Here is a 26,649-nt window from a genome sequence, read left to right as displayed (position 1 = left end):
CCGGCCCCATGGACTCGGCGCGGCACCCGCCGGACGCGCGCGCGCCCGTCGCGACACCGCGCGCCGGAAAGCCCGTGCCGTGCTGCCCCAACGGCCGCCGGCACGAACCCGTGTGATACATTTCAACGTCAGTCTGCAAAACTACCATATCGCCGCCCGTCCGCCGCATGTCCGACCGTCAGGAATCCGCCGTAGCTGCGCCCGAAGCGGGACCTCCGAAGCACGATCATCCGGTCCTGCGTCGCGTGTTCAGGGTGACGCTGGCAGTCGGGATCGGCACCTACTTCGTCGCGTCCGGCGCCTTCCTCGGGCTGCGCTACGTGCTGCTGCCCCGCATCGACGAATTCCGCCCGCGCATCGAGCGCGCGGTGTCCGACAAGCTCCACGCGCAGCTTTCGATCGGCAAGCTTTCCCCGAACTGGTCCGGCATGCAGCCGGGCGTCGAACTCACGAACCTGACGATCCGCGGCCGTGACGGCAAGGTCGCGCTGTCGGTGCCGCATGCGACCGCCGCGCTGTCGTGGATGTCGCTGCTGCGGCTGTCGCCCGCCCTGTCGAGCCTGATCGTCGACCAGCCCGACCTGGTCGTCGCGCGGGCGGCCGACGGCTCGCTGAGCGTCGCGGGCGTCGGCGTGGCCACCACCCACGGCGGCAACGACACGTTCGGCACCTGGCTGCTGAAGCAGGAGGCGATCGTGCTGCGCGGCGGCACGCTGCGCTGGCGCGACGCGCAGCACGACGCACCGGAGCTCGTGCTGTCGGGCATCCGGCTCGCGGTGCTCAACGACGGTCGCGTGCACAAGGCGGCGCTGCAGGCGCCGGCCAACGGCACGCTGCTGCTCGGCCCGCTCGATTTCCGCGCACGCTTCAAACACAAGCCGCTCGCGCCGATCGGCAAGCCGGCGAACTGGACCGGCGACGCGTACCTGTCGACCGGCCCCGTCGACCTGCAGACGCTCACGCGCTATCTCGACGTGCCGCTCACGATCCACGCGGGGCGGATCGACAACGCGATCTGGGCGACCTTCGGCGACGGCCACTTGCGCTCGGCGGGCGGCGACCTGCAAGGCGCCGACGTCGCGCTGCGCGTGCGCCCGACGCAACCGCGGCTCGACGTGCCGACGGTCGGCTTCGGCTGGGACATGGTGCTCGACTCGGGCCACGACTACACGCTGCACCTGACGCGCTTCAATGCGGAACTCGGCCAGCCGCCGCTGCCGGACGGCACGCCGCTCGCGCGCTCGCTCGCGCTGTCGACGCTGACGGCGCGCTACCGCGTGCCGACCGCGAACCAGGGGCAACTGCTCAGCGTGGTCGGCGACCGCGTCGATCTCGGCATCCTCAGCGAATTCATCCGCGGGCTGCCGCTGCCGGCGCGCCTGCGCAACGAGCTGATCAAGATCGACCCGCGCGGGATGGTGTCGAACTATCACATCGAGGTCGAGCGCGCGAAACCCGCGCACCCCGATCTCGCCGACGAGGAGCGGCGCATGGGCGCCGCACCGATCGTCCGCTACCGCTTCCTCGGCGATCTGCAAGGCATCAGCTTCGCCGCGCAGGAGCCGCCGCCCGGGCTCTCGCCGCGCGGCCACCCGCGCGCCGGCTGGCCGGGCGTCGAGAACCTGTGGGGCCGCGTCGATGCGAACGAGACCGGCGGCGCCGCGCATATCGACACGGTCAACGCGGCCGTCACCGTGCCCGGCGAATTCGACGAGCCGCGCCTGACGTTCGACCGGCTGCGCGGCAATGCCAAATGGACGATCACGCCCGCGCCCGGCGACAAGCACGCGCGCGTCGACGTGTCGCTGCCCGACCTGCTCGTGTCGAACCCGGATGCCGAAATCGCGGTGTCGGGCTCGTACACGAACCCCGGCCACGGCCGCGGCTCGCTCGACCTGCGCGCCGATTTCGCGCGCGCGTCGGTCGCGCGCATTCCGCGCTACCTGCCGACCGGGATGTCCGAGCACCTGCGCGACTATCTCGGCCACGCGCTGCAGGACGGCAAGGTGACCAAGGGCGCATCGATCGTCGCGCGCGGCCCGCTCGAGAAATTCCCGTTCGAACACGAGCCGGACGCCGGCGTGTTCCACATCGTCGCGCCGTTCACCGGCGGCCGCTTCGAGCCGACGCCGTACCCGCCGCGCAAGCTTGCGAACGGCACGCCGAGCGTCTGGCCGGCGCTCGACGGAATCGACGGCGTGTTCGAGCTCGCGCAGAACAAGCTGCGTTTCGACATCGACCGTGCACACTACAAGCGCGTCGCGCTGACGAAGGTCGCGGGCCGCATAGACAACCTCGGCAATCCGTCGCACTCGCCGCTGATCATCGACGGCCATGCGCAGGGCCCGCTCGCCGACCTGATCGACTACGCGGACAACAGCTCGCTCGGCACGATGAGCAACCACATCGGCCAGCGGATCGACGCGCAGGGCCCCGCGTCGCTCGCGCTCAAGATCACGATTCCGCAGCACGTCGCCCATCCGCACACGCACATCGAAGGCGCGCTCGGGTTCGGCGGCAACACGCTGTCGACGAGCGGCGTGCCGCCGCTGTCGGCGCTGCGCGGCAGCGTCCGCTTCACCGAGGCGGGCGCGTCGCTGCACGCGCTGTCGGGGCGCTTCCTCGGCGGCCCGGTGCGCGCGAACGGCACCTTCCAGTCACACGGCCCGTACGCGGTGGACGTCGACGGCCGGCTCGCGCTCGACGCCGCGCGTGGCCTGAACCTGCACGGCGCGGCCGCCGCGCTGCTCGAACACGTGGTCGGCGACGCGCCGTACAAGGTCGCGGTGCGCGGCGCGCCGGGCCGCCTGCCCGACGTCAGCGCGCAATCCGACCTGACCGGCGTCGCGCTGAACTTCCCGGCGCCGTTCGCGAAACCGGCCGGCACGCCGATGCCGTTCCGCTTCACGCTGCAGCCGGCGCCGCAGGCGGACGGCAAACGCCTCGAACATGCCGACCTGACGCTCGGCCCCGTGTCCGCGACCTACCTGCTCGACGCGACGCGCGGCCAGCCGCTGCGCGCGGTGCGCGGCGCGATGGGCATCCACCGGATGCCCGACATGCCGCAGGACGGCGTGAGCGCGGCCGTCGACGTCACCGAGCTGGACGCCGACGCGTGGCTCGCCCTCGCCCACACGCTGCAGCCCGACACGCCGCGGGCGCCGGAACCGCAAGCCGCGCCGCGCGTCGATTTCGCGAGCTTCGCGCCGAAGCGCTTCGCGTTCCACTTCGGCACGCTGAAGCTGCTCAAGCGCAACTGGGAGAACGTGATCGTCGGCGCGTCGCACGTCGACGACCTGTGGCAGGCCAACATCGCGTCGAACCAGGTGTCGGGCTACCTGTCGTGGGCGCCGGGCGGCGGTCACAACGGCGCGGGCGTGCTGAACGCGCGGCTCGCGAAGCTGGTCGTGCCGCAGAGCTCGCAGCACGACCTCGTCGGCCGCGCGATGAACCTGCCGACGCCGACCGACCGGCCGATGCCGTCGATCGACCTGATCGTCGACCAGGTCGTCGCGCGCGATCACGACATCGGCCGGCTCGTCGTCAACGCACGCAACATCGACGAAGACGGTACGCCGGTGTGGCAGCTCGACAAGCTGGAACTGTCGAACCCGGCCGCGAAGCTCACGGCGACCGGCAACTGGCGCACCTCGCGCCGCGCACTGGCCCGCGGCGTCGACGAAAACGACGCGCCGCGCCGGACCGTGTTCGACTTCAAGCTCGACATCGACAACGCGGGCGCGCTGCTCGACCGCGTCGGCCTGCCGCGCACGCTCGCGGACGGTCACGGCTCGGTCACGGGCAAGGTCGGCTGGCGCGGCGGCCCGACCGCGCTCGACTTCCCGTCGCTCGGCGGGCAGGTCGCGCTCGACCTCGAACACGGGCAGATCCTGAAGGTCGATCCGGGCGCGGCGAAACTCCTCGGCGTGCTGAGCCTGCAGAGCCTCGCGCGCTTCCTGACGCTGAACTTCCGCGACGTGGTCGGCAAGGGGCTGCCGTTCGACAAGATCACCGGCACCGGCCGAATCTCGAACGGGATCGCGCGCACCGACGATTTCTCGATGATGACGGGGCCCGCGAACGTCACCGTGCGCGGCGCGGTCGATCTCGGCACCGAGACACAGGACCTGCATGCGCACGTCGCGCCGAAAATCAGCGCGGGCGCGGCCGCGATCGGCGCGGCCATCATCAACCCGCTGCTCGGCGTCGGCGTGCTGGCCGCGAACTACGCGCTGTCCGAGACGCTGTCGCGCGCGTTCGCGCTCGACTACGCGATCACCGGCTCGTGGGCGTACCCGCACATCGAGCGGGTGCGGAGCGATCAGGGTAAGATGAATCACGGTCCGGCCGATGCGGCGAACCATTGAGCGCGCATCGCACCACGCAGGGCGCCGGGCCGCACCCCATTTATGACGCAACCGATTCCGCGATGACCGACCACGCCCGTTCCGCCACGCCCTTCCAGGTCGCCGCGCTGCAGATGGTGAGCACGCCGGACGTCACACGCAATCTCGCCGAAGCGCGCCGCCTGATCGCGGAAGCCGCCGGCGAAGGCGCGCAGCTCGTGCTGCTGCCCGAGTATTTCTGCTTCATGGGCCACCGTGACACCGACAAGCTCGCGCTCGCCGAACCGTACCGGGACGGCCCGATCCAGCAGTTCCTCGCCGACGCCGCGCGCCGCCACGGCATCTGGGTGATCGGCGGCACGCTGCCGCTGAAGGCGCCCGAACCCGATCGCGTGCTGAACACGACGCTCGTGTTCGATCCGTCCGGCAACGAAGCCGCGCGCTACGACAAGATCCACCTGTTCAACTTCGAGAAAGGCGACGAATCGTTCGACGAGGCGCGCACGATCCGCGCGGGCGACACGGTCGTCGCGTTCGATGCGCCGTTCGGGCAGGTCGGCCTGTCGGTCTGTTACGATCTCCGCTTTCCGGAGCTGTATCGCCGCATGGGCGACTGCGCGCTGATGGTCGTGCCGTCGGCGTTTACGTATACGACGGGCCGCGCACACTGGGAAACGCTGCTGCGCGCGCGGGCCGTCGAGAACCAGTGCTACGTGCTCGCGGCCGCTCAGGGCGGCAAGCACGAGAACGGCCGGCGCACGTGGGGCCACAGCATGCTGATCGACCCGTGGGGCGAGATCGTCGCGGTGCGCGACGAGGGCGCCAGCGTCGTGCTCGGCGCGATCGATCCGCAACGCATCGTCGACGTACGCCAGAGCCTGCCTGCGTGGCGGCACCGCGTGCTGACCTGAATCCGCCGCACCGCTTGAAACGCCGCGCGGCCCACCTATCTGCCCGGCAGCACCCGACAACTTTTTGAGAAACCCCGATATCCGCATGAACATCATCGAACCCGGCATCCGCAATCTCGCGCTGGCGAAGGACATCCTGCTCACGCCGTACGGCCTCGACGAAAGCCTGCTCACGCGCACGATCGCCGACATCTTCACGCATCGCGTCGACTACGCGGACCTGTACTTCCAGGCAACCCGCAGCGAAGCGTGGAGCCTCGAGGAAGGCATCGTCAAATCGGGCAGCTTCAGCATCGACCAGGGCGTCGGCGTGCGCGCGGTCGCGGGCGACCGCACCGCGTTCGCGTACTCGGACGACCTGTCGCCCGAAGCGATCGCGCAAGCCGCCGCCGCCACCAAGGCGATCGCGGCGGCCGGCGGCGGCCGCCAGAAGATCAAGGCAGCCACGTCGCTGACGGGCATCTCGGGCCGCGACCTGTACCTGCCGTCCGACCCGCTCGCGTCGCTCGACGCGACGGCCAAGGTCAAGCTGCTCGAACGCATCGAGCAGATGGCGCGCGGGCGCGATCCGCGCATCACGCAGGTGATGGCGGGCCTCGCCGGCGAATACGACGTCGTGCTGGTCGCACGCAGCGACGGCGCGCTCGCGGCCGACATCCGCCCGCTCGTACGCGTGTCGGTGACGGTGATCGCCGAGCAGAACGGCCGTCGCGAGATCGGCTCGGGCGGCGGCGGCGGCCGCTTCGACTACGGCTACTTCACCGACGACGTGCTGTCGCGCTACGTCGACGACGCCGTGCACGCGGCGCTCGTCAACCTCGATGCACGTCCCGCGCCGGCCGGCGCGATGACGGTCGTGCTCGGGCCGGGCTGGCCGGGCGTGCTGCTGCACGAGGCGATCGGCCACGGCCTCGAAGGCGACTTCAACCGCAAGGGCTCGTCCGCGTTCGCGGGCCGGATCGGCGAGCAGGTCGCCGCGAAGGGCGTGACGGTGGTCGACGACGGCACGCTGCCGAACCGCCGCGGCTCGCTGAACATCGACGACGAGGGTAACCCGACGCAGTGCACGACGCTGATCGAGGACGGCATCCTGAAGGGCTACATCCAGGACACGCTGAACGCGCGCCTGATGAAGATGCCGGTGACGGGCAACGCGCGGCGCGAGTCGTACGCGGCGCTGCCGATGCCGCGCATGACGAACACCTACATGCTGAACGGCGACAAGGATCCGCAGGAAATCATCGCGTCGGTGAAGAACGGCCTGTACGCGGTGAACTTCGGCGGCGGCCAGGTCGACATCACGAACGGCAAGTTCGTGTTCTCGGCGTCCGAGGCGTACATGATCGAGAACGGCAAGATCACCTACCCGGTGAAGGGCGCGACGCTGATCGGCAGCGGCCCGGAATCGCTGAAGTACGTGAGCATGATCGGCAACGACATGTCGCTCGACACGGGCGTCGGCGTATGCGGCAAGGAAGGCCAGAGCGTGCCGGTCGGCGTCGGCCAGCCGACCCTGCGGATCGACAAGATGACGGTCGGCGGTACGGCATAACCGCATCGCGGCGCAGACAATCCGCGCAGTTTGACGAAAACACGCGGATTGTCCGCATTTTCGACGGTTCCCGGTTGCCAGCCGGCCGGGGACGGGGTATAAATTCCGAATCAACTTTTTTGACGAGCCGAATTTCCGTCATGTCCGCCAAGTTTTACTTTTACTTTTTTTGGTATCTCAGACCGCTGGCGGATCGAGAGGGTTGATGGCGCGTAAAGCGCAACCGAAATTCCCGAAAAAACCGCCGGCGAACCCGGCGGTTTTTTTTCGCCCTTCGCCAGCCGGTCGCCGCCGCAGCCGTTCAGCAGCCCCGACCGACACCACTGAATCGCCCGAATCGATGAATCTGCCGCACGCCCACTGACCGAACGGCGCCCGGAAAATGAGGAGAAACAGCATGCCCCCGCACAACACCGACGACGTCCGCATCCGCGAACTCAAGGAACTGACGCCGCCCGCCCACCTGATCCGCGAATTCGCGTGCTCCGAAGCCGCGTCCGAGCTGATCTACCACTCGCGCCAGTCGATGCACCGCATCCTGCACGGGATGGACGACCGGCTGATCGTCGTGATCGGGCCGTGCTCGATCCATGACACGAAGGCGGCGATCGAATACGCGGGCCGGCTCGTGAAGGAACGCGAGCGCTTCAAGGGCGAACTCGAAATCGTGATGCGCGTGTACTTCGAGAAGCCGCGCACGACGGTCGGCTGGAAGGGGCTCATCAACGATCCGCACCTCGACAATAGCTTCAAGATCAACGAAGGGCTGCGCACCGCGCGCGAGCTGCTGCTGCAGATCAACGAAATGGGGCTGCCGGCAGCAACCGAATACCTCGACATGATCAGCCCGCAGTACATCGCCGACCTGATCTCGTGGGGCGCGATCGGCGCGCGCACGACCGAGTCGCAGGTGCACCGCGAACTCGCGTCGGGGCTGTCGTGCCCGGTCGGCTTCAAGAACGGCACCGACGGCAACGTGAAGATCGCGGTCGACGCGATCAAGGCCGCGTCGCAGCCGCACCATTTCCTGTCGGTGACGAAGGGCGGCCATTCGGCGATCGTGTCGACGGCCGGCAACGAGGACTGCCACGTGATCCTGCGCGGCGGCAAGGCGCCGAACTACGACGCGGACAGCGTGAATGCCGCGTGCGCGGACATCGGCAAGGCCGGCCTCGCCGCGCGTCTGATGATCGACGCGAGCCATGCGAACAGCTCGAAGAAGCACGAGAACCAGATTCCCGTGTGCGCCGACATCGGCCGCCAGGTCGCGGCCGGCGACGAACGCATCGTCGGCGTGATGATCGAGTCGCACCTGGTCGAGGGCCGTCAGGACCTGAAGGAAGGCTGCGCGCTGACCTACGGCCAGAGCATCACCGACGCGTGCATCGCGTGGGACGACAGCGTGAAGGTGCTCGAAGGCCTCGCGGAATCGGTGAAGGCGCGCCGCGTCGCGCGCGGCAGCGGCAATTGAAGGACGCGTACGGCCTCGCCTGGCGGCAGATTGGCCACCCGGCCAGCCTGCGGTCGGCGCGTCGCCCTGCCAGACTAGCTAACACTACCTAGCTAATCAGAGGCCGACCATGCCGACCGTCAACATGCACGATGCCAAGTCGCGGCTTTCGAGCCTCGTCGAAGCGCTTGAATTGGGGCGGGAGTCCGAAGTCGTGATCGCCCGCAATGGGCATCCGGTCGCCCGGATCGTTCCTTACGCCGCGCCGAAGCGGATCGGCGCAGCCCGTCAGCTGCTGGCCGGATTGAATATCCCGACAAGCGTCGACGCATTCAATGCCGGCGATGAATCGATCGCCGCCGACTTCGATGCCAGCTCGGATCACGGGCTCGCGCCGTGAAGCTGCTGCCCGACACGCACATCGCGCTCTGGGCGGCTGAAGGCGCGCCGCAACTGTCGGCAACCGCGGCCGCGTTGATCGAACATCCCGAAAACAGGCTGTACGTCAGCGCCGCGTCAATTTGGGAAATCGCGATCAAGTACCGCACAGGCAATCTGCCCGTCCATCCGAGAGATGCACGTTCGGCCTTTCGGCTTGCGGGTTTTGCGGAGTTGCCGATCAGCAGCGATCACGTCGAAGGCGTCGCCGTACTGCCCGACTTTCCCGATCATGCCGATCCATTCGACCGCATGATGGTCGCGCAGGCACTCCATGAAGGGATACCGCTGATCAGCGCCGATGCCAAGGTGTGGCGCTATCACCCCACCTTGATGCTGCGCGCCTGACGTGCCATCCGCAACGAAGAAGCCCGGCTCGCGCCGGGCTTTTTTATTGGCCGGAGACCATCGGTGCGCGCATCACTCGAGCGCGCCCGAACCGAAGATCTCGGTATTCACGCGCTCCGGCGCGACGCCCAGCGCGACGAGCGCGTCGCGCTGGGCCTTCATGAACGCGACCGGCCCGCAGATGTAGTAATCGGCGTCCGCCACCAGCGCGTACTGCTGCACGCGCTCCGGCGTGAGGCGCCCTTCGAGGTCGTGGTCGATGCCGACGCGATCGTTCGGGCCGACCAGTTCGTACAGCACCGTGCGCTTCACGTTCGCGTGCTCGCCGACGGTGTCGTTCAGCCAGTCGCGGAACGCGTGCACCGCGCCCGAACGGCAGGCGTGGATGAACCGCACGTCGCGCGGGCTGCCCGCCGCGATCAGCGCCGACGCCATCGACATCATCGGCGTGATGCCGACGCCGCCCGAGATCAGCACGACCGGCGTATCCACGTCGCGCTTCAGCGAAAAGTCGCCCATCGGCGCGGTGACTTCGACGATCGCGCCCTCTTCGACGCCATCGTGCATCAGCATCGACACCTTGCCGGCCGGAATCGCTTCCGGCTTGCCGGCCTCGCGCTTCACCGAGATGCGCAGCCACTGGCCGTGCGGCGCATCGGACAGGCTGTACTGGCGCGGCTGGTCGACGCCGAGCTCGCCGACGAAACGCTTCACCGTGACGTACTGGCCCGGCTCGAACGTCGGTGCTTCGCCGCCGTCGGCGGGCGTCAGGTAGAACGACGTGATCTCGTCGCTTTCACGCACCTTGCGCGCGACCTTGAACGGACGGAAGCCGCTCCACGCGGCGTTCGCGTACAGATCGGCCTCGGCGCCGATCATGATCTGCGCGAGCTGGCCGTATGCGACGCGCCAGGCTTCGAGCGTGTCGGCATCGACCGCGTCGCCGAGCACCTCGACGATCGATGCGAGCAGGTTCTCGCCGACGATCGGGTAATGCTCGGGGCGGATGTTCAGGCTCGCGTGCTTGTGCGAGATGCGCGACACCGCGCCGCCCAGCGCGCCGAGGTTGTCGATGTTCGCCGCATACGCGTAGACGGCCTTCGCGAGCGTCTCGGGCTGGCTGCCGGTCTTCTGGTGCGTCTGGTTGAACAGGTTCTTCAGTTCCGGATGACGCGCGAACATGCGCTGGTAGAAGTGCTTCGTGATCGTCGCGCCGTGCTCGGCGAGGACGGGGGCGGTGGCCTTCACACGGGCCATCTGGTCAGCGGTGATGTGGGTCATGTTCGTTCTCCGTTAAACATGCACAAACAATACATGTTTAAAAACGGACGCCCCCCGGGCAAATTGTCGCAGTGCGCAAAAACGCGACGGCGGGCTAGCGGACGCGCCCGCGTTCCCACAGCACGTCGGCGCCGCCGCCGGCGCGGTTCAGCACGCGCGCCAGCACGAACAGCAGGTCGGACAGCCGGTTCACGTACCGCCGCGGTGCGTCATTGAGCGTGTCGCTACGCCCGAGCGCGACGATCGAGCGCTCCGCACGGCGGCACACGGTGCGGCAGACGTGCGCGAGCGACGCCGCGCGCGAGCCGGCCGGCAGGATGAATTCCTTCAGCGGCGGCAGCGTCGCGTTGTAGTCGGCGAGCCACCGGTCGAGCCGGGCGAGATGCGTGTCGTCGAGCACCGCGTGGCCGGGAATGCACAGCTCGCCGCCGAGATCGAACAGGTCGTGCTGGATCGTGACGAGCGCCGCGCGGACGTCGTCCGGCAGCGTCTCGGCCAGCAGCACGCCGAGATTCGAGTTCAGTTCGTCGACGTCGCCGATCGCGGCGATCCGCGCGTCGTCCTTGCCGATGCGCCGCCCGTCGCCGAGGCCGGTGGTGCCGTCGTCGCCCGTGCGCGTCGCGATCTTGCTCAAGCGGTTGCCCATGCGAATGTCCTCTCGTGCGCGGCCGCCACGCGGCCCGGTTGGCTGGAACGCGATTATCGCAGCCCGCGGCGGCAGGCGCAGCGGACGTTACAGCGTAGAATGGGCCGACAGTTCGACAAGCAGTCAGGAGACATTCGTGAATCACCCTGCCCCGCCGGCCGCCACGCGCCGCCCGCTGCCCCCCGCCATGCTCGATGCACTGCGCGCCGCCTTCGGCGAGCGCGTGTCGACCGCCGACGCGGTCCGCGCCCATCACGGCCGCGACGAATCCCCGTTCGATCCGCAACTGCCCGACGCCGTCGTGTTCGCGCACAGCACCGACGACGTGCGCGAGGTCGTGTCGCTGTGCTCGCTCTACAGCGTGCCGCTGATTCCGTACGGCGCCGGCTCGTCGCTCGAAGGCCACCTGCTCGCGGTGCGCGGCGGCGTGTCGCTCGACCTGTCCGAAATGAACCGCGTGCTGTCGATCAACGCCGAAGACCTGACCGTGACGGTCGAGCCGGGCATCACGCGCAAGGCGCTCAACGAAGCGCTGCGCGACACCGGCCTGTTCTTCCCGATCGATCCGGGCGCCGACGCCAGCATCGGCGGGATGACCGCGACCCGCGCATCGGGCACCAACGCCGTACGCTACGGCACGATGCGCGAGAACGTGCTCGGCCTGACCGCGGTGCTCGCGGACGGCCGCGTGGTGAAAACCGGCTCGCGCGCGCGCAAGTCGTCGGCCGGCTACGACCTCACGCGCCTGTTCGTCGGGTCCGAAGGCACGCTCGGCGTGATCACCGAGATCACGCTGCGCCTGCACCCGCTGCCCGAGGCCGTGTCGGCCGCGATCTGCACGTTCCCGACGATGGGCGACGCGGTGCGCACGGTGATCGAGACGATCCAGATCGGCGTGCCGATCGCGCGCGTCGAATTCGTCGATGCGCTTGCGGTGCGCTCGATCAACCGTCACTCGAACCTGACGCTGACCGAGGCGCCGACGCTGTTCTTCGAGTTCCACGGCACCGATGCCGGCGTGAAGGAACAGGCCGAACTCGTGCAGGCGCTCGCCGGCCAGAACGCCGGCCAGGGCTTCGAATGGGCGACCCGTCCCGAGGATCGCACGCGGCTCTGGTCCGCACGCCACAACGCGTACTTCGCGATGCTGCAGTTGAAGCCCGGCTGCCGCGCGGTGACGACCGACGTGTGCGTGCCGATCTCGCAGCTCGCCGCGTGCGTCGAGGAGACCGAGATCGACCTGCGCGCGTCGTCGCTGCCCTGCCCGATCGTCGGCCACGTCGGCGACGGCAATTTCCACGTCGCGATCCTGATCGATCCCGACAAGCCCGAGGAACTCGCCGAAGCCGAACACATCAACGACCGGATCGTCGAGCGCGCGCTGCGCCTGGGCGGCACCTGCACGGGCGAGCACGGCGTCGGGCTGCACAAGATGCGCTTCCTGCCGAAGGAGCACGGCGACAACGCGATCGACACGATGCGCGCGATCAAGCTCGCGCTCGATCCACGCAACCTGATGAATCCAGGCAAGATTTTCACGTGCTGACCGGCGGCGCGAGCTCGCGCCTCACGCAGGAGACTTCATGAACGCTCCCGTCGAACTGTCGAGCGCCGCACGCGCGCAGCGCCAGCGCGAAGTCGTGCAGGCGCTGATGGCCGTGCTGCCGACGCACTGCCTGCTGTACCGCGACGAGGACACGGCGCCGTACGAATGCGACGGCCTGTCCGCGTACCGCCGGCTGCCGCTCGCGGTCGCGCTGCCCGAGACGGAATCGCAAGTGCAGCGGATCGTGCAGATCTGCCGCCGCATGGAAGTGCCGATCGTGCCGCGCGGCGCCGGCACGAGCCTGTCGGGCGGCGCGCTGCCGATCGCGCTCGGCGTCGTGCTGTCGCTCGCGCGCTTCACGCGCATCGTCGAAGTCGACCCGTACGCGCGCACGGCGACCGTGCAGCCCGGCGTGCGCAACCTCGCGATCTCGGAAGCGGCCGCGCCGTACGGCCTGTATTACGCGCCCGATCCGTCGTCGCAGATCGCGTGCACGATCGGCGGCAACGTCGCGGAAAACTCCGGCGGCGTCCACTGCCTGAAATACGGGCTGACCGTGCACAACGTGATGCGCGTGCGCGCGGTGACGATCGACGGCGAGGTCGTCGAATTCGGCTCGCTCGCGCTCGACATGCCGGGCCTCGACCTGCTCGCGGTGATGATCGGCAGCGAAGGGATGTTCGCGATCGTCACCGAGGTCACGGTGCGGCTGATCCCCAAGCCGCAGACCGCGCAGCTCGTGATGGCGAGCTTCGACGACGTCGTCAAGGGCGGCGAGGCGGTGGCAGCGATCATCGCGTCGGGCATCATCCCGGCCGGGCTCGAGATGATGGACAAGCCGGCCACGCAGGCCGTCGAGGCGTTCACGCACGCGGGCTACGACCTCGACGCGAAGGCGATCCTGCTGTGCGAATCGGACGGCACGCCGGAAGAAGTCGCCGAGGAAATCGTGCGGATGACGGCCGTGCTGCGCGAACACGGCGCGACGCGCATCCAGGTGTCGCGCAACGAACATGAACGGCTGCGCTTCTGGTCCGGCCGCAAGAACGCGTTCCCGGCCGCCGGGCGCATTTCCGCCGATTACTACTGCATGGACGGCACCGTGCCGCGCCGCGCGATCGGCCCGCTGCTCGCGCGCATCGAGCAGCTCGAAACGCGCTACGGGCTGCGCTGCATCAACGTGTTCCATGCGGGCGACGGCAACATGCATCCGCTGATCCTGTACAACGCGAACGATCCGGACGAGCTGCACCGCGCCGAGCAGTTCGGCGCGGAAATCCTCGAATGCTGCGTGGAATTCGGCGGCAGCGTGACGGGCGAGCACGGTGTCGGCATCGAAAAACTCAATTCGATGTGCGTGCAGTTCTCGCCGCAGGAGCGCGACGCGTTCTTCGCGGTCAAGCGCGCGTTCGATCCGGCCGGGCTGCTGAACCCGGACAAGGGCATCCCGACCCGTGCGCGCTGCGCGGAATACGGTCGCCAGCACGTGCGCGGCGGGCTGCTGCCACGCCCCGACCTGCCGCGCTTCTGAGCGGCGTGCGGGCCGTGGCCCGCACCGGTGGCCGCGGTCCGCGGGTCTGCCGCGCCCGCGCGGCGCGTTCGCGCGCCGGCGCGAGCCTGCCGCACGCGATACGGGGCTTAGGGATAGTCGCGATGTGGAATCGCGCCACCCCGGTACAATCGACCGGACAACGAGACGAGAAAGCAACGGAACATGGAAGAGGACGACATCGTCGCCGGATGGGCCGAGCGCATCCGCGCCGCCAGTGCCGACGGCCGGCCGCTGCGGATTCGCGGCGGCGGCACCAAGGACTGGTACGGCCAGGCGCTCGAGGGCGAAATACTCGACACGCGCGCGTTTCAGGGCGTCGTGTCGTACGACCCGGCCGAACTCGTCGTCACGGTCCGCGCGGGCACGCCGCTCGCGCAGCTTGAAACCGTCCTCGCCGAGTGCGGCCAGATGCTGCCGTTCGAACCGCCGCATTTCGGGCGCGCGGCCACCGTCGGCGGCTGCGTCGCGGCCGGTCTCGCGGGCCCGCGCCGCGCCACCTGCGGCGCTCCGCGCGATTTCGTGCTCGGCACCACGCTGATGAACGGCCGCGGCGAGATGCTGCGCTTCGGCGGGCAGGTGGTGAAGAACGTCGCCGGCTACGACGTGTCGCGGCTGATGGCCGGCGCGCTCGGTACGCTCGGGCTGATGCTCGACCTGTCGATCAAGGTGCTGCCGATGCCCGTCGCCGAAGTCACGCTGAAGTTCGAGATGACCGCGACCGACGCGGTGCGCAAGCTCAACGAATGGGGCGGCCATCCGCTGCCGGTCAGCGCGAGCGCGTGGCGCAACGGCACGCTCGTGCTGCGCCTGTCGGGCGCGGAAGCCGCCGTCAAATCCGCGAAAACGCTGCTCGGCGGCGAAGTCGTCGACGCGGTCGAGGCCGAGCGCTTCTGGTCCGGTCTGCGCGAGCACACCGACCCGTTCTTCAACGGCATCCCGCCCGGCTACGCGCTGTGGCGCCTGTCGCTGCCGTCGATCACCGAACCGATGCACCTGCCGGGCACCCAGTTGATGGAATGGGGCGGCGCGCAGCGCTGGTGGATCACCGACGCCGACGCGCAAACCGTGCGCATGAGCGCGAAGCAGGCCGGCGGCCATGCGACGCTGTTCCGCGCGGGCGACACCTACGACCGCAGCGCGGGCGTGTTCACGCCGCTGCCGGCGCCGATGATGAAGATCCACCGCGGGCTGAAAAGCGCGTTCGATCCCGCCCGCATCTTCAATCGCGGCCGGCTTTACCCTGAGCTCTGAGGGCTGGATGCAAACGAATCTCGCCGATTTCATCCGCAATACGCCCGACGGCGACGAGGCCGACGCGATCCTGCGCAAGTGCGTGCACTGCGGGTTCTGCACCGCGACCTGCCCGACCTATCAACTGCTCGGCGACGAACTCGACGGCCCGCGCGGCCGCATCTACCTGATCAAGCAGATGGTCGAAGGCGCGGCCGTCACGCGCAGCACGCAACAGCATCTCGACCGCTGCCTCACGTGCCGCAGTTGCGAGACGACCTGCCCGTCCGGCGTCCAGTACGGCCGGCTCGTCGAGATCGGCCGCAAGCACGTCGAGGCGCAGGTGGAGCGCCCCGCGCAGCAGCGGCTGATGCGCCGCGTGCTCGCGAGCGTCGTGCCGAACGCCGCGCTGTTCTCGCCGATGATGCGGCTCGGCCAGCACGTGCGGCCGCTGCTGCCGAAGCGGCTGCGCGACAAGGTGCCGCCGCGCACGCGGCTGCTCGAATGGCCGCACCGCACGCATCCGCGCAAGATGCTGATGCTCGGCGGCTGCGTGCAGCCGTCCATGCTGCCGAACATCAACATCGCGACCGCGCGCGTGCTGGACGCGCTCGGCATCGAGACGGTCGTCGCGCCGGACGCGGGCTGCTGCGGCGCGATCCGCCTGCATCTGAACTATCACGACGAAGCGCTCGACGACGCACGTCGCAACATCGACGCGTGGTGGCCCCACGTCGAACAGGGCGCCGAGGCGATCGTGATGAACGCGTCGGGCTGCGGCGCGACGGTGCTCGAGTACGCGCACCTGCTGCGCGACGATCCGGCCTACGCGGAGAAGGCGCAGCGCATCGTGTCGCTGACGCGCGACATCTCCGACGTGCTGCTCGCGTTCGAGGCCGAACTCGCGACGATCGCGCGGCGCCGCGCGATCCATACGGTCGCCTACCACCCGCCGTGCACGCTGCAGCACGGTCAACAATCGCGCGGCAAGGTCGAGCGCCTGCTGGAGACGCTCGGCATCGACGTGCGGCTGCCGGCCGACAGCCACCTGTGCTGCGGCTCGGCCGGCACCTACTCGCTGACGCAGCCGTCGCTGTCGTACCGGTTGCGCAAGCAGAAGCTGCTGAAGCTCCAGGCGCTCGAGCCGCAGATGATCGTGTCCGGCAACGTCGGCTGCATCGCGCACCTGCAAAGCGGCACGCAGGTGCCGGTCGCCCACTGGGTCCAGCTCGTCGAGCATCTGCTGTACGGCTAGGGGCTGTTCGCGCCCATAACGGGCGCGCGCGGCGTCCGTATAATGAGCGGATCGATGCGCCGCGGATCGCGACGCATCGGCTTCATGCCCGCTTCCGTGCCGCTCCCGTGCCTGCTTCCGTGCCCGTCATGTCCGATCTCGCCGCCCGTCTCGACTCCGTTCACCGCCGCATCGCCGACGCCGCCCGCGCGGCCGGCCGCGATCCCGCCACCGTCGCGCTGCTCGCCGTGTCGAAGACGTTTCCGGCCGACGACGTGCGCGCCGCGCATGCGGCCGGCCAGCGCGCCTTCGGCGAAAACTACGTGCAGGAATCGATCGACAAGATCGACGCGCTCGCCGACCTGCGCGCGAGCCTCGAATGGCATTTCATCGGCCCGCTGCAATCGAACAAGACGCGCCCCGTCGCCGAGCGCTTCGACTGGGTCCATTCGGTCGACCGGCTGAAGATCGCGCAGCGCCTGTCGGAACAGCGCCCCGCGCACCTGCCGCCGCTCAACGTGTGCGTGCAGGTGAACATCAGCGGCGAGGCGTCGAAGAGCGGCGTCGCGCCGGCCGACGTGGCCGAAGTCGCGCGGGCGGTCGCCGCGCTGCCGTCGCTGCGGCTGCGCGGCCTGATGGCGATTCCCGAACCGGCCGACGACCCCGACGCGCAACGCGCGCCGCATCGCGCGCTGCGCGCGTTGTTCGACACGTTGCGCGCCGGCGGCCTGCCGCTCGACACGCTGTCGATGGGCATGTCCGCCGATCTCGATGCCGCCGTGCTCGAAGGCGCGACGATCGTGCGCGTCGGCACCGCGATCTTCGGCGCGCGCGATTACTCGCACTGAACGCCGCGCCCTTTTCCGGCTTTCCGTTCACTCACTCGCTCATTCCCGACATCATGAAAATCGCATTCATCGGCGGCGGCAACATGGCCGCGGCCCTGATCGGCGGCCTGATCAAGCGCGGCGTCGCCGCGGACGGCCTGTATGCCATCGACGTCAACGAAGAAGTCCGCGCGCGCGCGGCACAGCAATTCGGCGTGCACACCGGCGCGGCGATCGACGCGACGCTCGCCGATTACGACGCGATCGTGCTCGCGGTGAAGCCGCAGGTGCTGCACGACGTCGCGCAGGCGCTGGCGCCGCACCTGAAGTCGCAGCTCGTGATCAGCATCGCGGCCGGCATCCGCGGCACGGATCTCGCCCGCTGGCTCGGCGGCTACGCGCGCGTCGTGCGCACGATGCCGAACACGCCCGCGCTGGTCGGCATGGGCGTGACGGGCCTGGCCGCGCTGCCGGGCGTCGACGCCGCCGGCCGCGAACTCGCGTCGAACGTGCTCGGCGCGGTCGGCGAGATCGTGTGGTTCGACGACGAAGCGCAGCTCGATGCGGTCACCGCGATTTCGGGCAGCGGCCCCGCGTACGTGTTCTATTTCATCGAAGCGCTGCAGGAAGCCGCGCGCCGCCTCGGCATGAACGACGAGCAGGGCCGCGCGCTCGCGGTCGCGACGTTCACCGGCGCCGCGCAACTGGCCGCGCAGTCGGGCGAGCCGGCCAGCGTGCTGCGCGAACGCGTGACGTCGAAGGGCGGCACGACGGCCGCCGCGCTCGCGGCGTTCGACGCGCAGGGCGTGAAGGAAGCGATCGTGCGCGGCGCGCTCGCGGCCGAAGCACGCGCGAAGGAAATGGGCGACGAGCTCGGCCGCGCGTAAGCGTGACGGCGGCGCCGGTCATGCGTAAGCACGAGACCAGTACCGTCTGTGAACGCTCGGTGACGAGTGCCATGATGTCCTGTGAAGGACACGAATGACCGGTCGTGTCCACGATAGGAGTTGTGGACAGAGTGACTCAGACAGTCGAGATCCCGCCGAAACGGCAAACTCGCCGACATCCGACGGAATGGAAGCGGACCATCGTCGCGCTGACATTCGAGCCCGGCGCGTCGGTCGCCCGTGTTGCTCGCGAGAACGGCATCAATGCCAATCAGGTGTGGGCATGGCGCCGCCTCCATGCGCAAGGCCTGCTAACGGACGATGCGATTCCAGACGCAATGCTGCCGGTTGTCGTCAACGAACCGTCTCAGCCGTCGATGGCGCTCGAGGTGCCGACTGAGACCGACAACATACCGTCCGGCTCGATCCAGATTCAGCATGGCAAGACGTCGATTCGCATCGAAGGCGCGCCGGACCCCGACGTGCTGCGTTCTGTTCTCGATCGCATTCTACGATGATCGGTCTGCCTCAAAACACGCGGATCTGGATCGCGGCGGGCGTCACCGATATGCGATGCGGCTTCAATTCGTTGGCCGCGAAGGTACAGACGGTGCTGGAGAAAGATCCGTTCTCTGGACACGTGTTCGTGTTCCGGGGCAAGCGCGGTGACCTGCTGAAGTGCTTGTATTGGAGCGACGGCGGGCTATGTTTATTGGCGAAGCGGCTCGAAAAAGGACGCTTTGCTTGGCCCCGTGCCGACTCTGGTGTGGTCGCGCTGACAACCGCGCAGCTGTCGTTGTTGCTCGAGGGCTTCGATTGGCGACAGCCGGTCGAAGCCGTGCGTCCACGTAGCGCGCTGTAAACCATTGTTAACTGGCGTTCGCGTGATCGCGGGCAGTCGTAAACTGTCCTCATGGAATCAACCTCGACCGCGCTGCCCGACGACATCAACGCTCTGAGAGCGTTGCTGCTTGAGCGTGATGCTCAGGTAGCTGAGCTGCGAAAGCAGCTCTCGTCGCGGGCTCTCGAAATCGAGCATCTGAAGCTCACGATCGCGAAACTGCGCCGAATGCAGTTCGGCCGGAAATCGGAGAAACTAGATCTCCAGATCGAACAGCTCGAATTGCGGCTGGAGGATCTGCAGGCTGACGAAGGCGCCGCCGATGCGTCTGCCGCTCCCGAGGCAAAGCGGCCGCGCCGCGAAGGTGCGAGCCGCAAGCCGCTACCCGGACATCTTGAACGCGAAGAGCGCGTCCATCTGCCCGCCGATGATGACTGCCCCGATTGCGGTGGGCAGCTCAAGCCGTTGGGCGAAGACATCGCGGAGCAACTCGAATACGTGCGTGCGCACTTCCGTGTGATCCGTCATCGCCGCCCGAAGCTGGCCTGCGCGCGCTGTGACCGCATCGTGCAGGCCGCGGCGCCGAGCCGCCCAATCGATCGGGGCATCCCGGGTCCGGCGCTGCTCGCCCACATCGCCGTGTCGAAGTTCGCATACCACCTCCCGCTGCACCGCCAGGCGGTGATGTACGCGCGTGACGGCGTCGAGATCGATCCCGGCGCGATGGGCTACTGGATGGGTAGCATCACGGCGCTGCTCGCACCGTTGGTCGACGCCGTGCGCCGCTACACGTTGGCCTGCGGTAAGGTGCATGCGGACGACACTCCGCTACCGGTGCTGGTGCCGGGCAACGGTCGTACGAAGACAGGACGCCTCTGGGTCTACGTGCGCGATGATCGGCAGAGTGGCTCCGACGAACCGCCGGCGGCCTGGTTCGCCTACACGCCTGATCGCCGTGGTGAGCATCCGCAGCGACATCTCGCTGACTTCGCCGGCGTGCTGCAGGCTGACGCGTTCGCTGGCTATGCCGAGCTGTATCTCGACGGCCGCGTCCAGGAAGCCGCATGTATGGCTCACGCGCGCCGGAAGATCCACGACCTGCATGCGGTGCGCCCCAACGCCGTGACGGAGGAGGCGCTGCGGCGGATCGGTGCGCTCTACAAGATCGAAGAGCAGATCCGCGGCAAGCCGCCCGACGAACGGCGCAGTGTGCGCCAAGCGCGGGCGGTGCCGCTACTCGACGACATGAAGCGCTGGTTCGAAGCGACGCTTGCCACGCTCTCTGCAAAATCTGACACGACCAAGGCGATTCGGTACGCGCTGAATCGCTGGCCGGCGCTCGTCTACTACTGCAGCGATGGGTGTACGGAGATCGACAACCTGATCGCCGAGCGAGCATTGCGAGGCGTCGCTCTCGGACGGCGGAACTATCTGTTCGCCGGCGCCGACTCTGGCGGCGAACGTGCCGCCGCGATGTACAGCCTGATCGGCACGGCACGTCTGAACGGCCTCGATCCCGAGGCGTATCTCGCCTACGTGCTCGAGCGCATCGCCGACCATCCGGCCAACCGGGTCGACGAACTGCTCCCGTGGAACGTCGCACCATCGCTGCCGCCTACTGCTCGCGTCGAGCCCATCCGATAGCGTCGCGGAGCTCCGCGGTCAACAACCTGCACTACGGTACTGCTCGGGCGCTTACGGTCATGCCGGCGCCGGATGTAAAAAAAGCGACCGTCAGGTCGCTTTTTCGTTGGCGCCGCGAGAAAGAGCGCGCGGTGTGTCGTTCAGTTGCCCGCCAGCAGGTAATGCGCGGCGATGCCCGCGAACAGCACGCCGCCCAGCCAGTTGTTGTGGCGGAACGCCGCGAAGCACGGCATCCGTTCGCGGTCCTTGATCAGCGTGTAGTGATACAACGCGCAGCCGAGCGCCGCCGCCCAGCCCACCCAGTACGCGGGACCGAAGCCGAGCGTCACGCCGATCCACACGTAGATGCCGAGCGTCATCGCGTAGCACGCAATCACGGCCGCGACGTCGAAACGGCCGAACGTCAGCGCGGACGTGCGGATGCCGATCTTGATGTCGTCGTCGCGATCGACCATCGCATATTCGGTGTCGTACGCGACCGACCAGAAGATGTTCGCGACCAGCATCACCCACGCCAGCATCGGCACCGTATCCTGTACGGCCGCGAACGCCATCGGGATGCCGAAGCCGAACGCGATGCCGAGATACGCCTGCGGAATCGCGAAGAAGCGCTTCATGAACGGATAGGAGCCGGCGACGAACAGCGCGACGACCGACAATTGTTTCGTCAGCGTATTGAGCGGCAGGATCAGCAAAAACGCGATGAACGACAGCCCGACCGCGATCGCGACGGCTTCCCATGCGTGGATCTTGCCGGACGTCAGCGGCCGGTCGGCCGTGCGCTTCACGTGACGGTCGAAATCGCGGTCGGCGTAGTCGTTCATCGCGCAGCCGGCCGAGCGCATCAGCAGCGTGCCGAGCGTGAAGATCACGAGCAGCGGCCAGCGCGGGTGGCCGTCCGACGCGATCCACAGCGCGTTGAGCGTCGGCCACAGCAGCAGCAGGCTGCCGATCGGCTTGTCCATCCGGACGAGCCGCAGATACAGGGGAAAGCGGGCAAGCATGGCGAAACACCGGGAAGAGAATCCCGGCATTTTAGAGCCGAGCGGTGCTTCGCGTCATGTCGGCACGACGCGCCGCCGGTGACCGCAGCGGGCCGGCGGGCCGCCGCGACCCGCTACGCGCGGCCACGCAGCGGCGCGCATCAATCCGGGGACAGATGCAAAGCCGCTCCGAAGCAGGCCGGCTGCCGTCCCCGGCCGCGTGCGGCTTACGCGAGCAGCGACCGCAGCATCCATGCGGTCTTTTCATGCGTCTGCAGGCGCTGGGTCAGCAGGTCCGCGGTCGGCTCGTCGCTCGCCGCATCGGCGATGGGGAAGATTTCACGCGCGGTGCGCACGACCGCCTCGTGCCCTTCGACGAGCTGACGGATCATTTCCTCGGCGGCCGGCACGCCCTTCGCTTCCGGCACCGACGACAGTTTCGCGAACTCGCCGAACGTGCCGGGCGCGACGACGCCCAGCGTGCGAATGCGTTCCGCGACGGAATCGACCGCGAGCCACAGTTCGTTGTACTGCTCCTCGAACATCAGGTGCAGCGTGTTGAACATCGGTCCGGTCACGTTCCAGTGGAAATTGTGGGTCTTCAGGTACAGCGAAAACGTATCGGCGAGCAGGCGCGACAGGCCGTCCGCGATGTTCTTGCGGTCCTTGTCGCTGATACCGATGTTGATCTGCGTGGCGTTGCCTTTCTTGGCCATCTTCGGGACTCCTCATTCGAAATGTTGAACCGGCGAAAATGCGTCGAGCAATCCGCATGCCGCGTCGCGCGGCATCCGTTCGCGACTCGCCAGTCTAGCGTCGCGAAATCGTCGCTGCCCTCGCTGCCATCGTTGTCGTCAGCCGCCTGCGGCCGACACGACCGGCGCGAGCGCGTGCAGCGCCTGCGAGACCAGCTCCACCGCCCCGCCGACGACGATCGCGAAGCCGACGGCGTAGCGCGCCAGTTCGACCGGCGAGCGCAGAATGGGCGACGCGGCGGCACGCATGTTGAGCATCATTTGCGTCATGGTCACTCCTTCGACAAGACATCGTTCCGAGAAGAAACGGCCGGTCGTTCGACCGGCCGTTTCAGGTTACTGCATCACTGCTTTACTGCATCACCGCATCACGGCCAGGTTCATGCGAGGTCGAAGCGGTCGAGGTTCATCACCTTGTTCCAGGCGGCGACGAAGTCGCGCACGAACTTCTCCTGCGCATCCGCGCTGCCGTACACCTCGGCCAGCGCGCGCAGTTGCGAGTGCGAGCCGAAGATCAGGTCGACGCGCGTGCCCGTCCACTTGACCGCGCCCGTCGCGCGATCGCGCCCTTCGAACACGTCGTTCGCGGCCGACACCGGCTTCCATTCCGTGCGCATGTCGAGCAGGTTCGCGAAGAAGTCGTTCGACAGCGTGCCCGGACGATCGGTGAACACGCCGTGCTTCGAGTCGCCGACGTTCGCGCCGAGCACGCGCAAGCCGCCGACCAGCACGGTCATCTCCGGCGCCGTCAACGTCAGCAGTTGCGCCTTGTCGACCAGCAGCGCCTCGGCCGGCGTCTTGTACGGGTGCTTCAGGTAGTTGCGGAACCCGTCGGCGAGCGGCTCGAGCACGGCCATCGCGTCGACGTCGGTTTCTTCCTGCGACGCATCCATCCGGCCCGGCGCGAACGGCACCGTGATCGCGATGCCCGCGTTCTTCGCCGCCTGCTCGACGCCGGCCGCACCGGCCAGCACGATCAGGTCGGCCAGCGACACCTTCTTGCCGCCCGTCTGCGCATCGTTGAACGCCTTCTGCACGCCTTCGAGCGCTTCGAGTACCGCCGCGAGCGCCGCCGGCTGGTTCACTTCCCAGTCCTTCTGCGGCGCGAGGCGGATGCGCGCGCCGTTCGCGCCACCGCGCTTGTCCGACCCGCGGAACGTCGCCGCGGACGCCCAGGCGGTCGACACGAGCTGCGACACCGACAGGCCCGTGGCCAGCACCTTCGCCTTCAGCGCGGCGACGTCGGCGTCGTCGATCAGCGGATGATCGACGGCCGGGATCGGGTCCTGCCACAGCAGGTGTTCCGCCGGCACTTCCGGGCCGAGGTAGCGCGAGCGCGGACCCATGTCACGGTGCGTCAGCTTGAACCACGCACGTGCGAATGCGTCGGCGAATTCGGCCGGGTTCTCGTAGAAGCGGCGCGAGATCTTTTCGTAGGCCGGGTCGAAACGCAGCGACAGGTCGGTCGTCAGCATCGTCGGGCGATGCTTCTTCGACGCGTCGTACGCATCGGGAATCACCTCGTCCGCATCCTTCGCGACCCACTGGTGCGCGCCGGCCGGGCTCTTCGTGAGCTCCCACTCGTAGCTGAACAGGTGCTTGAAGAAGTCGTTGCTCCACTTCGTCGGCGTCGAGGTCCACGTGACTTCGAGGCCGCTCGTGATCGTGTCCTTGCCCTTGCCGGTGCCGAAGGTGCTCTTCCAGCCGAGCCCCTGCTCCTCGAGGCCCGCGGCTTCCGGCTCGGGGCCGACGTTCGAGGCCGGGCCGGCGCCGTGCGTCTTGCCGAACGTGTGACCGCCCGCGATCAGCGCGACCGTTTCCTCGTCGTTCATCGCCATCCGCGCGAACGTCTCGCGGATGTCGTGCGCGGCGGCGACCGGGTCGGGGTTGCCGTCCGGACCTTCCGGGTTCACGTAGATCAGGCCCATCTGCACCGCGGCGAGCGGGCTTTCGAGCTCGCGCTTGCCCGTGTAGCGGCTGTTCGGGCCGCCGCTCAGTTCCAGCCAGATCTTTTCCGAGCCCCAGTAGACGTCGTCCGGTTCCCACGTGTCGACGCGGCCGCCGGCATAGCCGAACGTCTTGAAGCCCATCGATTCGAGCGCGACGTTGCCGGTCAGGATCAGCAGGTCGGCCCACGAGATGTTGCGGCCGTACTTCTGCTTGATCGGCCACAGCAGGCGGCGCGCCTTGTCGAGGCTCACGTTGTCCGGCCAGCTGTTGAGCGGCGCGAAGCGCTGCTGCCCGCCGCCCGCGCCGCCGCGGCCGTCGGCCGTGCGGTACGTGCCCGCGCTATGCCACGCCATGCGCACGAACAGACCGCCGTAGTGGCCGAAGTCGGCCGGCCACCAGTCCTGCGACGTCGTCATCAGCGCGTGCAGGTCCTGCTTCACCGCGGCGAGATCCAGCTTCTTGAACGCCTCGGCGTAGTCGAAATCCGGGTCCATCGGATCGGACAGCGCCGAATGCCGATGCAGGACGTTGAGGTTCAGCTGATTCGGCCACCAGTCCTTGTTCGTCGTGCCGCTGCCTGCGGTGTGGTTGAACGGGCACTTGGTTTCGTTCGACATGCTTTTTCTCCTTTACTTGCTCGTAGGCCCCCACGTGCCGGGCGCGGTTCGTGGAGCATTGCGGGGGGTAAGAAACGGAACAGGCGGCTTCTCCTGTCGTACTACGGGATGTCGTGCGCGGCCTTCGGCACGCGTTCCCGCTGCAACGCGCCGCAGGCGGGGCGCTCGGGGACGCGGCGGCCGGCAGTCGTCATGCCGGCGCGGCGGGTGGTTTTTCGTGTATCGGACATGCAATGCTCCCTCATGGCTTGACGGCGGGTGAATCGGGGGAACACAGAACCGGTGCGCGGCGGCACTCATCCGCCATACACACGGTCCGCCAGGTACGCGAACGCAATCGGACGCAGGCCGCGAACCGCCGCCCTGGCGCGATGTACGACCATGTCGCGCGACGGGATGTTCCGTTGCGCGTGCTGCAATACCGACCGCATCATAACATCCTCCTTTGACGTTTGCATTCAACGTGCATCCCGCACGTCGGCTACGACGCCGATCCATGTAGAGGATTCTATCTTCATCTATCAATTATTTGAATTTGATAAATTTCATCTATGCGATAGGGAAAAATAAACGGGGCCGCAAGGCCCCGTTCATCATGCCGCCACACCCGCATGCGCGGGCGTCAATTCATCGTGGCCGGCATGTCGAGCTTCGCGACGCCGGGCAGCTCGCAGGCAGAGATGGCGTCGCTGATCGCGTCGATCGCGGGCATCCGCGTGAAGCTCTTGCGCCATACGAGCACCACACGCCGATCGGGCACCGGTTCGTTGAACGGCACGTACGACAGCAGTTCGGCATCGGGACCGTTCGCGCGCGGGCCGATCTCGGCGACCGACATCCGCGGCAGCACCGTGATGCCGACGCCGCTCGCGACCATGTGGCGAATGGTTTCGAGCGACGAGCCCTCGAAGGTCTTCTGGATGCCGTCGGCCGTCTGCGAGAAGCGCATCAGTTCCGGACACACGCCGAGCACGTGATCGCGGAAGCAGTGGCCGTTGCCGAGCAGCAGCATGGTTTCCTGCTTCAGGTCCTCGGCGTCGATCTCGTCGCGCTTCTCCCACGGGTGGCCCGCCGGCAGCGCGACGACGAACGGCTCGTCGTACAGCGGCCGCACCATCAGGCCGGTTTCGGGGAACGGCAGCGCCATGATCGCGGCGTCGATCTCGCCCTGCTTCAGCAGTTCGAGCAGCTTCAGCGTGTAGTTCTCCTGCAGCATCAGCGGCATCTGCGGGACACGCTGGATCATCTGCTTGACGAGCGTCGGCAGCAGGTACGGCCCGATCGTGTAGATCACGCCGAGGCGGAACGGGCCGACGAGCGGGTCCTTGCCCTGCTTCGCGATCTCCTTGATCGCGAAGGTCTGCTCCAGCACGCGCTGCGCCTGGGTGACGATCTGGTCGCCGATCGGCGTCACGCTCACTTCGCTCGCGCCGCGCTCGAAAATCTGCACGTTGAGCTCGTCTTCGAGCTTCTTGATCGCCACCGAGAGCGTCGGCTGGCTCACGAAGCACGCTTCGGCCGCGCGGCCGAAATGCCGCTCGCGCGCAACCGCGACGATGTATTTCAATTCAGTCAGCGTCATTGTGGGTCAATCAGAGATATACAGGCGAT

General features: G+C 68.0%; 24 protein-coding genes. 15 read left to right on the top strand and 9 right to left on the bottom strand.

Annotated features, from left to right (window positions below; all coding sequences use genetic code 11):
- The first annotated feature begins 167 nt into the window (after positions 1-167).
- The 3 genes from DTA15_RS19485 (at position 168) to tldD (ending at position 6,809) form a co-directional block, all read left to right on the top strand.
- Positions 168-4,367: a YhdP family phospholipid transporter gene (locus DTA15_RS19485; RefSeq protein ID WP_006489292.1), complete on the top strand. Its 4,200-nt coding sequence runs from the start codon at positions 168-170 to the stop codon at positions 4,365-4,367.
- A gap of 62 nt (positions 4,368-4,429) precedes the next feature.
- Positions 4,430-5,257 carry a carbon-nitrogen hydrolase family protein gene (locus tag DTA15_RS19480; protein ID WP_012492945.1) on the top strand — a complete coding sequence of 276 codons (828 nt, stop codon included), beginning with the start codon at positions 4,430-4,432 and terminating at the stop codon, positions 5,255-5,257.
- 85 nt (positions 5,258-5,342) lie between these two features.
- Complete coding sequence (gene tldD / locus DTA15_RS19475) at positions 5,343-6,809, top strand: metalloprotease TldD (protein WP_006489294.1); 1,467 nt, start codon at positions 5,343-5,345, stop codon at positions 6,807-6,809.
- Between the two features lie 177 nt (positions 6,810-6,986).
- On the opposite strand, the gene DTA15_RS38625 is transcribed toward tldD, so the two are convergent.
- The gene (locus DTA15_RS38625) at positions 6,987-7,208 is read right to left on the bottom strand and encodes a hypothetical protein (RefSeq protein ID WP_006497499.1); all 222 of its coding nucleotides are present in this window, start codon (positions 7,206-7,208) and stop codon (positions 6,987-6,989) included.
- Between DTA15_RS38625 and aroG the strand changes: the two genes are divergently transcribed.
- The 3 genes from aroG to DTA15_RS19460 all read left to right on the top strand — a co-directional run bounded on the left by aroG (position 7,207) and on the right by DTA15_RS19460 (position 9,045).
- Positions 7,207-8,280 carry a 3-deoxy-7-phosphoheptulonate synthase AroG gene (gene aroG / locus DTA15_RS19470; protein WP_006489288.1) on the top strand — a complete coding sequence of 358 codons (1,074 nt, stop codon included), beginning with the start codon at positions 7,207-7,209 and terminating at the stop codon, positions 8,278-8,280. The genes DTA15_RS38625 and aroG overlap by 2 nt on opposite strands.
- Before the next feature lie 109 nt (positions 8,281-8,389).
- Positions 8,390-8,659: a type II toxin-antitoxin system Phd/YefM family antitoxin gene (locus DTA15_RS19465; protein WP_006489304.1), complete on the top strand. Its 270-nt coding sequence runs from the start codon at positions 8,390-8,392 to the stop codon at positions 8,657-8,659.
- Positions 8,656-9,045: a type II toxin-antitoxin system VapC family toxin gene (locus DTA15_RS19460; protein ID WP_006489298.1), complete on the top strand. Its 390-nt coding sequence runs from the start codon at positions 8,656-8,658 to the stop codon at positions 9,043-9,045. The genes DTA15_RS19465 and DTA15_RS19460 overlap by 4 nt, the downstream gene beginning before the upstream one ends.
- Before the next feature lie 72 nt (positions 9,046-9,117).
- On the opposite strand, the gene hmpA is transcribed toward DTA15_RS19460, so the two are convergent.
- Both hmpA and DTA15_RS19450 read right to left on the bottom strand, forming a co-directional pair.
- Positions 9,118-10,326: an NO-inducible flavohemoprotein gene (gene hmpA / locus DTA15_RS19455; RefSeq protein WP_006489296.1), complete on the bottom strand. Its 1,209-nt coding sequence runs from the start codon at positions 10,324-10,326 to the stop codon at positions 9,118-9,120.
- A 94-nt stretch (positions 10,327-10,420) separates the two neighbouring features.
- Entirely contained in the window at positions 10,421-10,972 is a 552-nt protein-coding gene (locus DTA15_RS19450; protein WP_006489302.1) for a cob(I)yrinic acid a,c-diamide adenosyltransferase, read from the bottom strand.
- Between the two features lie 136 nt (positions 10,973-11,108).
- On the opposite strand from DTA15_RS19450, the gene DTA15_RS19445 reads away from it, so the two are divergent.
- The 9 genes from DTA15_RS19445 (at position 11,109) to DTA15_RS19400 (ending at position 20,733) form a co-directional block, all read left to right on the top strand.
- On the top strand, positions 11,109-12,518 hold the full coding sequence (locus tag DTA15_RS19445; protein ID WP_006489300.1) for an FAD-binding oxidoreductase: 1,410 nt from the start codon (positions 11,109-11,111) through the stop codon (positions 12,516-12,518).
- 37 nt (positions 12,519-12,555) lie between these two features.
- Positions 12,556-14,049 (top strand): FAD-linked oxidase C-terminal domain-containing protein, encoded by a 1,494-nt coding sequence (locus tag DTA15_RS19440; protein WP_006492994.1) that lies wholly within the window; start codon positions 12,556-12,558, stop codon positions 14,047-14,049.
- Positions 14,050-14,232: 183 nt separating this feature from the next.
- Positions 14,233-15,321 (top strand): glycolate oxidase subunit GlcE, encoded by a 1,089-nt coding sequence (gene glcE / locus DTA15_RS19435; protein ID WP_006488938.1) that lies wholly within the window; start codon positions 14,233-14,235, stop codon positions 15,319-15,321.
- A gap of 7 nt (positions 15,322-15,328) precedes the next feature.
- Complete coding sequence (glcF, locus tag DTA15_RS19430; RefSeq protein ID WP_006488935.1) at positions 15,329-16,555, top strand: glycolate oxidase subunit GlcF; 1,227 nt, start codon at positions 15,329-15,331, stop codon at positions 16,553-16,555.
- Between the two features lie 128 nt (positions 16,556-16,683).
- Positions 16,684-17,382 (top strand): YggS family pyridoxal phosphate-dependent enzyme, encoded by a 699-nt coding sequence (locus DTA15_RS19425; protein WP_006488936.1) that lies wholly within the window; start codon positions 16,684-16,686, stop codon positions 17,380-17,382.
- Positions 17,383-17,435: 53 nt separating this feature from the next.
- On the top strand, positions 17,436-18,248 hold the full coding sequence (gene proC, locus DTA15_RS19420; RefSeq protein WP_006492995.1) for a pyrroline-5-carboxylate reductase: 813 nt from the start codon (positions 17,436-17,438) through the stop codon (positions 18,246-18,248).
- A gap of 131 nt (positions 18,249-18,379) precedes the next feature.
- Complete coding sequence (gene tnpA / locus DTA15_RS19410; RefSeq protein ID WP_006481758.1) at positions 18,380-18,766, top strand: IS66-like element accessory protein TnpA; 387 nt, start codon at positions 18,380-18,382, stop codon at positions 18,764-18,766.
- Complete coding sequence (gene tnpB / locus DTA15_RS19405; RefSeq protein WP_006481825.1) at positions 18,763-19,110, top strand: IS66 family insertion sequence element accessory protein TnpB; 348 nt, start codon at positions 18,763-18,765, stop codon at positions 19,108-19,110. The genes tnpA and tnpB overlap by 4 nt, the downstream gene beginning before the upstream one ends.
- A gap of 51 nt (positions 19,111-19,161) precedes the next feature.
- Positions 19,162-20,733 carry an IS66-like element ISBcen14 family transposase gene (locus tag DTA15_RS19400; protein ID WP_006482547.1) on the top strand — a complete coding sequence of 524 codons (1,572 nt, stop codon included), beginning with the start codon at positions 19,162-19,164 and terminating at the stop codon, positions 20,731-20,733.
- Positions 20,734-20,873: 140 nt separating this feature from the next.
- Here the strand turns inward: DTA15_RS19400 and ubiA are convergent, their stop codons facing one another.
- From ubiA to DTA15_RS19380, 6 genes are all read right to left on the bottom strand, one after another.
- On the bottom strand, positions 20,874-21,737 hold the full coding sequence (gene ubiA, locus DTA15_RS19395) for a 4-hydroxybenzoate octaprenyltransferase (protein WP_006483666.1): 864 nt from the start codon (positions 21,735-21,737) through the stop codon (positions 20,874-20,876).
- A 206-nt stretch (positions 21,738-21,943) separates the two neighbouring features.
- Positions 21,944-22,432 (bottom strand): non-specific DNA-binding protein DpsA, encoded by a 489-nt coding sequence (gene dpsA, locus DTA15_RS19390; RefSeq protein WP_006483665.1) that lies wholly within the window; start codon positions 22,430-22,432, stop codon positions 21,944-21,946.
- Positions 22,433-22,570: 138 nt separating this feature from the next.
- The gene (locus DTA15_RS38620; RefSeq protein WP_006483662.1) at positions 22,571-22,741 is read right to left on the bottom strand and encodes a hypothetical protein; all 171 of its coding nucleotides are present in this window, start codon (positions 22,739-22,741) and stop codon (positions 22,571-22,573) included.
- Positions 22,742-22,851: 110 nt separating this feature from the next.
- Positions 22,852-25,038, bottom strand: a complete 2,187-nt coding sequence (gene katG / locus DTA15_RS19385) for a catalase/peroxidase HPI (RefSeq protein ID WP_006483659.1) — start codon at positions 25,036-25,038, stop codon at positions 22,852-22,854.
- A gap of 101 nt (positions 25,039-25,139) precedes the next feature.
- Complete coding sequence (locus DTA15_RS39140) at positions 25,140-25,268, bottom strand: hypothetical protein (protein ID WP_006483667.1); 129 nt, start codon at positions 25,266-25,268, stop codon at positions 25,140-25,142.
- 392 nt (positions 25,269-25,660) lie between these two features.
- Positions 25,661-26,620: a LysR substrate-binding domain-containing protein gene (locus DTA15_RS19380; protein WP_006483664.1), complete on the bottom strand. Its 960-nt coding sequence runs from the start codon at positions 26,618-26,620 to the stop codon at positions 25,661-25,663.
- Positions 26,621-26,649: the final 29 nt, after the last annotated feature.

Source organism: Burkholderia cenocepacia, from assembly GCF_900446215.1.
GTDB lineage: Bacteria > Pseudomonadota > Gammaproteobacteria > Burkholderiales > Burkholderiaceae > Burkholderia > Burkholderia cenocepacia.
This window is presented reverse-complemented; position numbering and strand designations above follow the sequence as displayed.

Coding starts and splice junctions, on each gene's coding strand:
- DTA15_RS19425 (WP_006488936.1), top strand. CDS start 16,684: ATGTCCGATCTCGCCGCCCGTCTCGACTCCGTTCACCGCCGCATCGCC.
- DTA15_RS19440 (WP_006492994.1), top strand. CDS start 12,556: ATGAACGCTCCCGTCGAACTGTCGAGCGCCGCACGCGCGCAGCGCCAG.
- aroG (WP_006489288.1), top strand. CDS start 7,207: ATGCCCCCGCACAACACCGACGACGTCCGCATCCGCGAACTCAAGGAA.
- ubiA (WP_006483666.1), bottom strand. CDS start 21,737: ATGCTTGCCCGCTTTCCCCTGTATCTGCGGCTCGTCCGGATGGACAAG.
- tnpB (WP_006481825.1), top strand. CDS start 18,763: ATGATCGGTCTGCCTCAAAACACGCGGATCTGGATCGCGGCGGGCGTC.
- DTA15_RS38625 (WP_006497499.1), bottom strand. CDS start 7,208: ATGCTGTTTCTCCTCATTTTCCGGGCGCCGTTCGGTCAGTGGGCGTGC.
- katG (WP_006483659.1), bottom strand. CDS start 25,038: ATGTCGAACGAAACCAAGTGCCCGTTCAACCACACCGCAGGCAGCGGC.
- DTA15_RS19465 (WP_006489304.1), top strand. CDS start 8,390: ATGCCGACCGTCAACATGCACGATGCCAAGTCGCGGCTTTCGAGCCTC.
- DTA15_RS39140 (WP_006483667.1), bottom strand. CDS start 25,268: ATGTCCGATACACGAAAAACCACCCGCCGCGCCGGCATGACGACTGCC.
- glcF (WP_006488935.1), top strand. CDS start 15,329: ATGCAAACGAATCTCGCCGATTTCATCCGCAATACGCCCGACGGCGAC.
- DTA15_RS19380 (WP_006483664.1), bottom strand. CDS start 26,620: ATGACGCTGACTGAATTGAAATACATCGTCGCGGTTGCGCGCGAGCGG.
- DTA15_RS19400 (WP_006482547.1), top strand. CDS start 19,162: ATGGAATCAACCTCGACCGCGCTGCCCGACGACATCAACGCTCTGAGA.
- DTA15_RS38620 (WP_006483662.1), bottom strand. CDS start 22,741: ATGACGCAAATGATGCTCAACATGCGTGCCGCCGCGTCGCCCATTCTG.
- DTA15_RS19485 (WP_006489292.1), top strand. CDS start 168: ATGTCCGACCGTCAGGAATCCGCCGTAGCTGCGCCCGAAGCGGGACCT.
- glcE (WP_006488938.1), top strand. CDS start 14,233: ATGGAAGAGGACGACATCGTCGCCGGATGGGCCGAGCGCATCCGCGCC.
- DTA15_RS19450 (WP_006489302.1), bottom strand. CDS start 10,972: ATGGGCAACCGCTTGAGCAAGATCGCGACGCGCACGGGCGACGACGGC.
- tldD (WP_006489294.1), top strand. CDS start 5,343: ATGAACATCATCGAACCCGGCATCCGCAATCTCGCGCTGGCGAAGGAC.
- hmpA (WP_006489296.1), bottom strand. CDS start 10,326: ATGACCCACATCACCGCTGACCAGATGGCCCGTGTGAAGGCCACCGCC.
- dpsA (WP_006483665.1), bottom strand. CDS start 22,432: ATGGCCAAGAAAGGCAACGCCACGCAGATCAACATCGGTATCAGCGAC.
- DTA15_RS19480 (WP_012492945.1), top strand. CDS start 4,430: ATGACCGACCACGCCCGTTCCGCCACGCCCTTCCAGGTCGCCGCGCTG.
- proC (WP_006492995.1), top strand. CDS start 17,436: ATGAAAATCGCATTCATCGGCGGCGGCAACATGGCCGCGGCCCTGATC.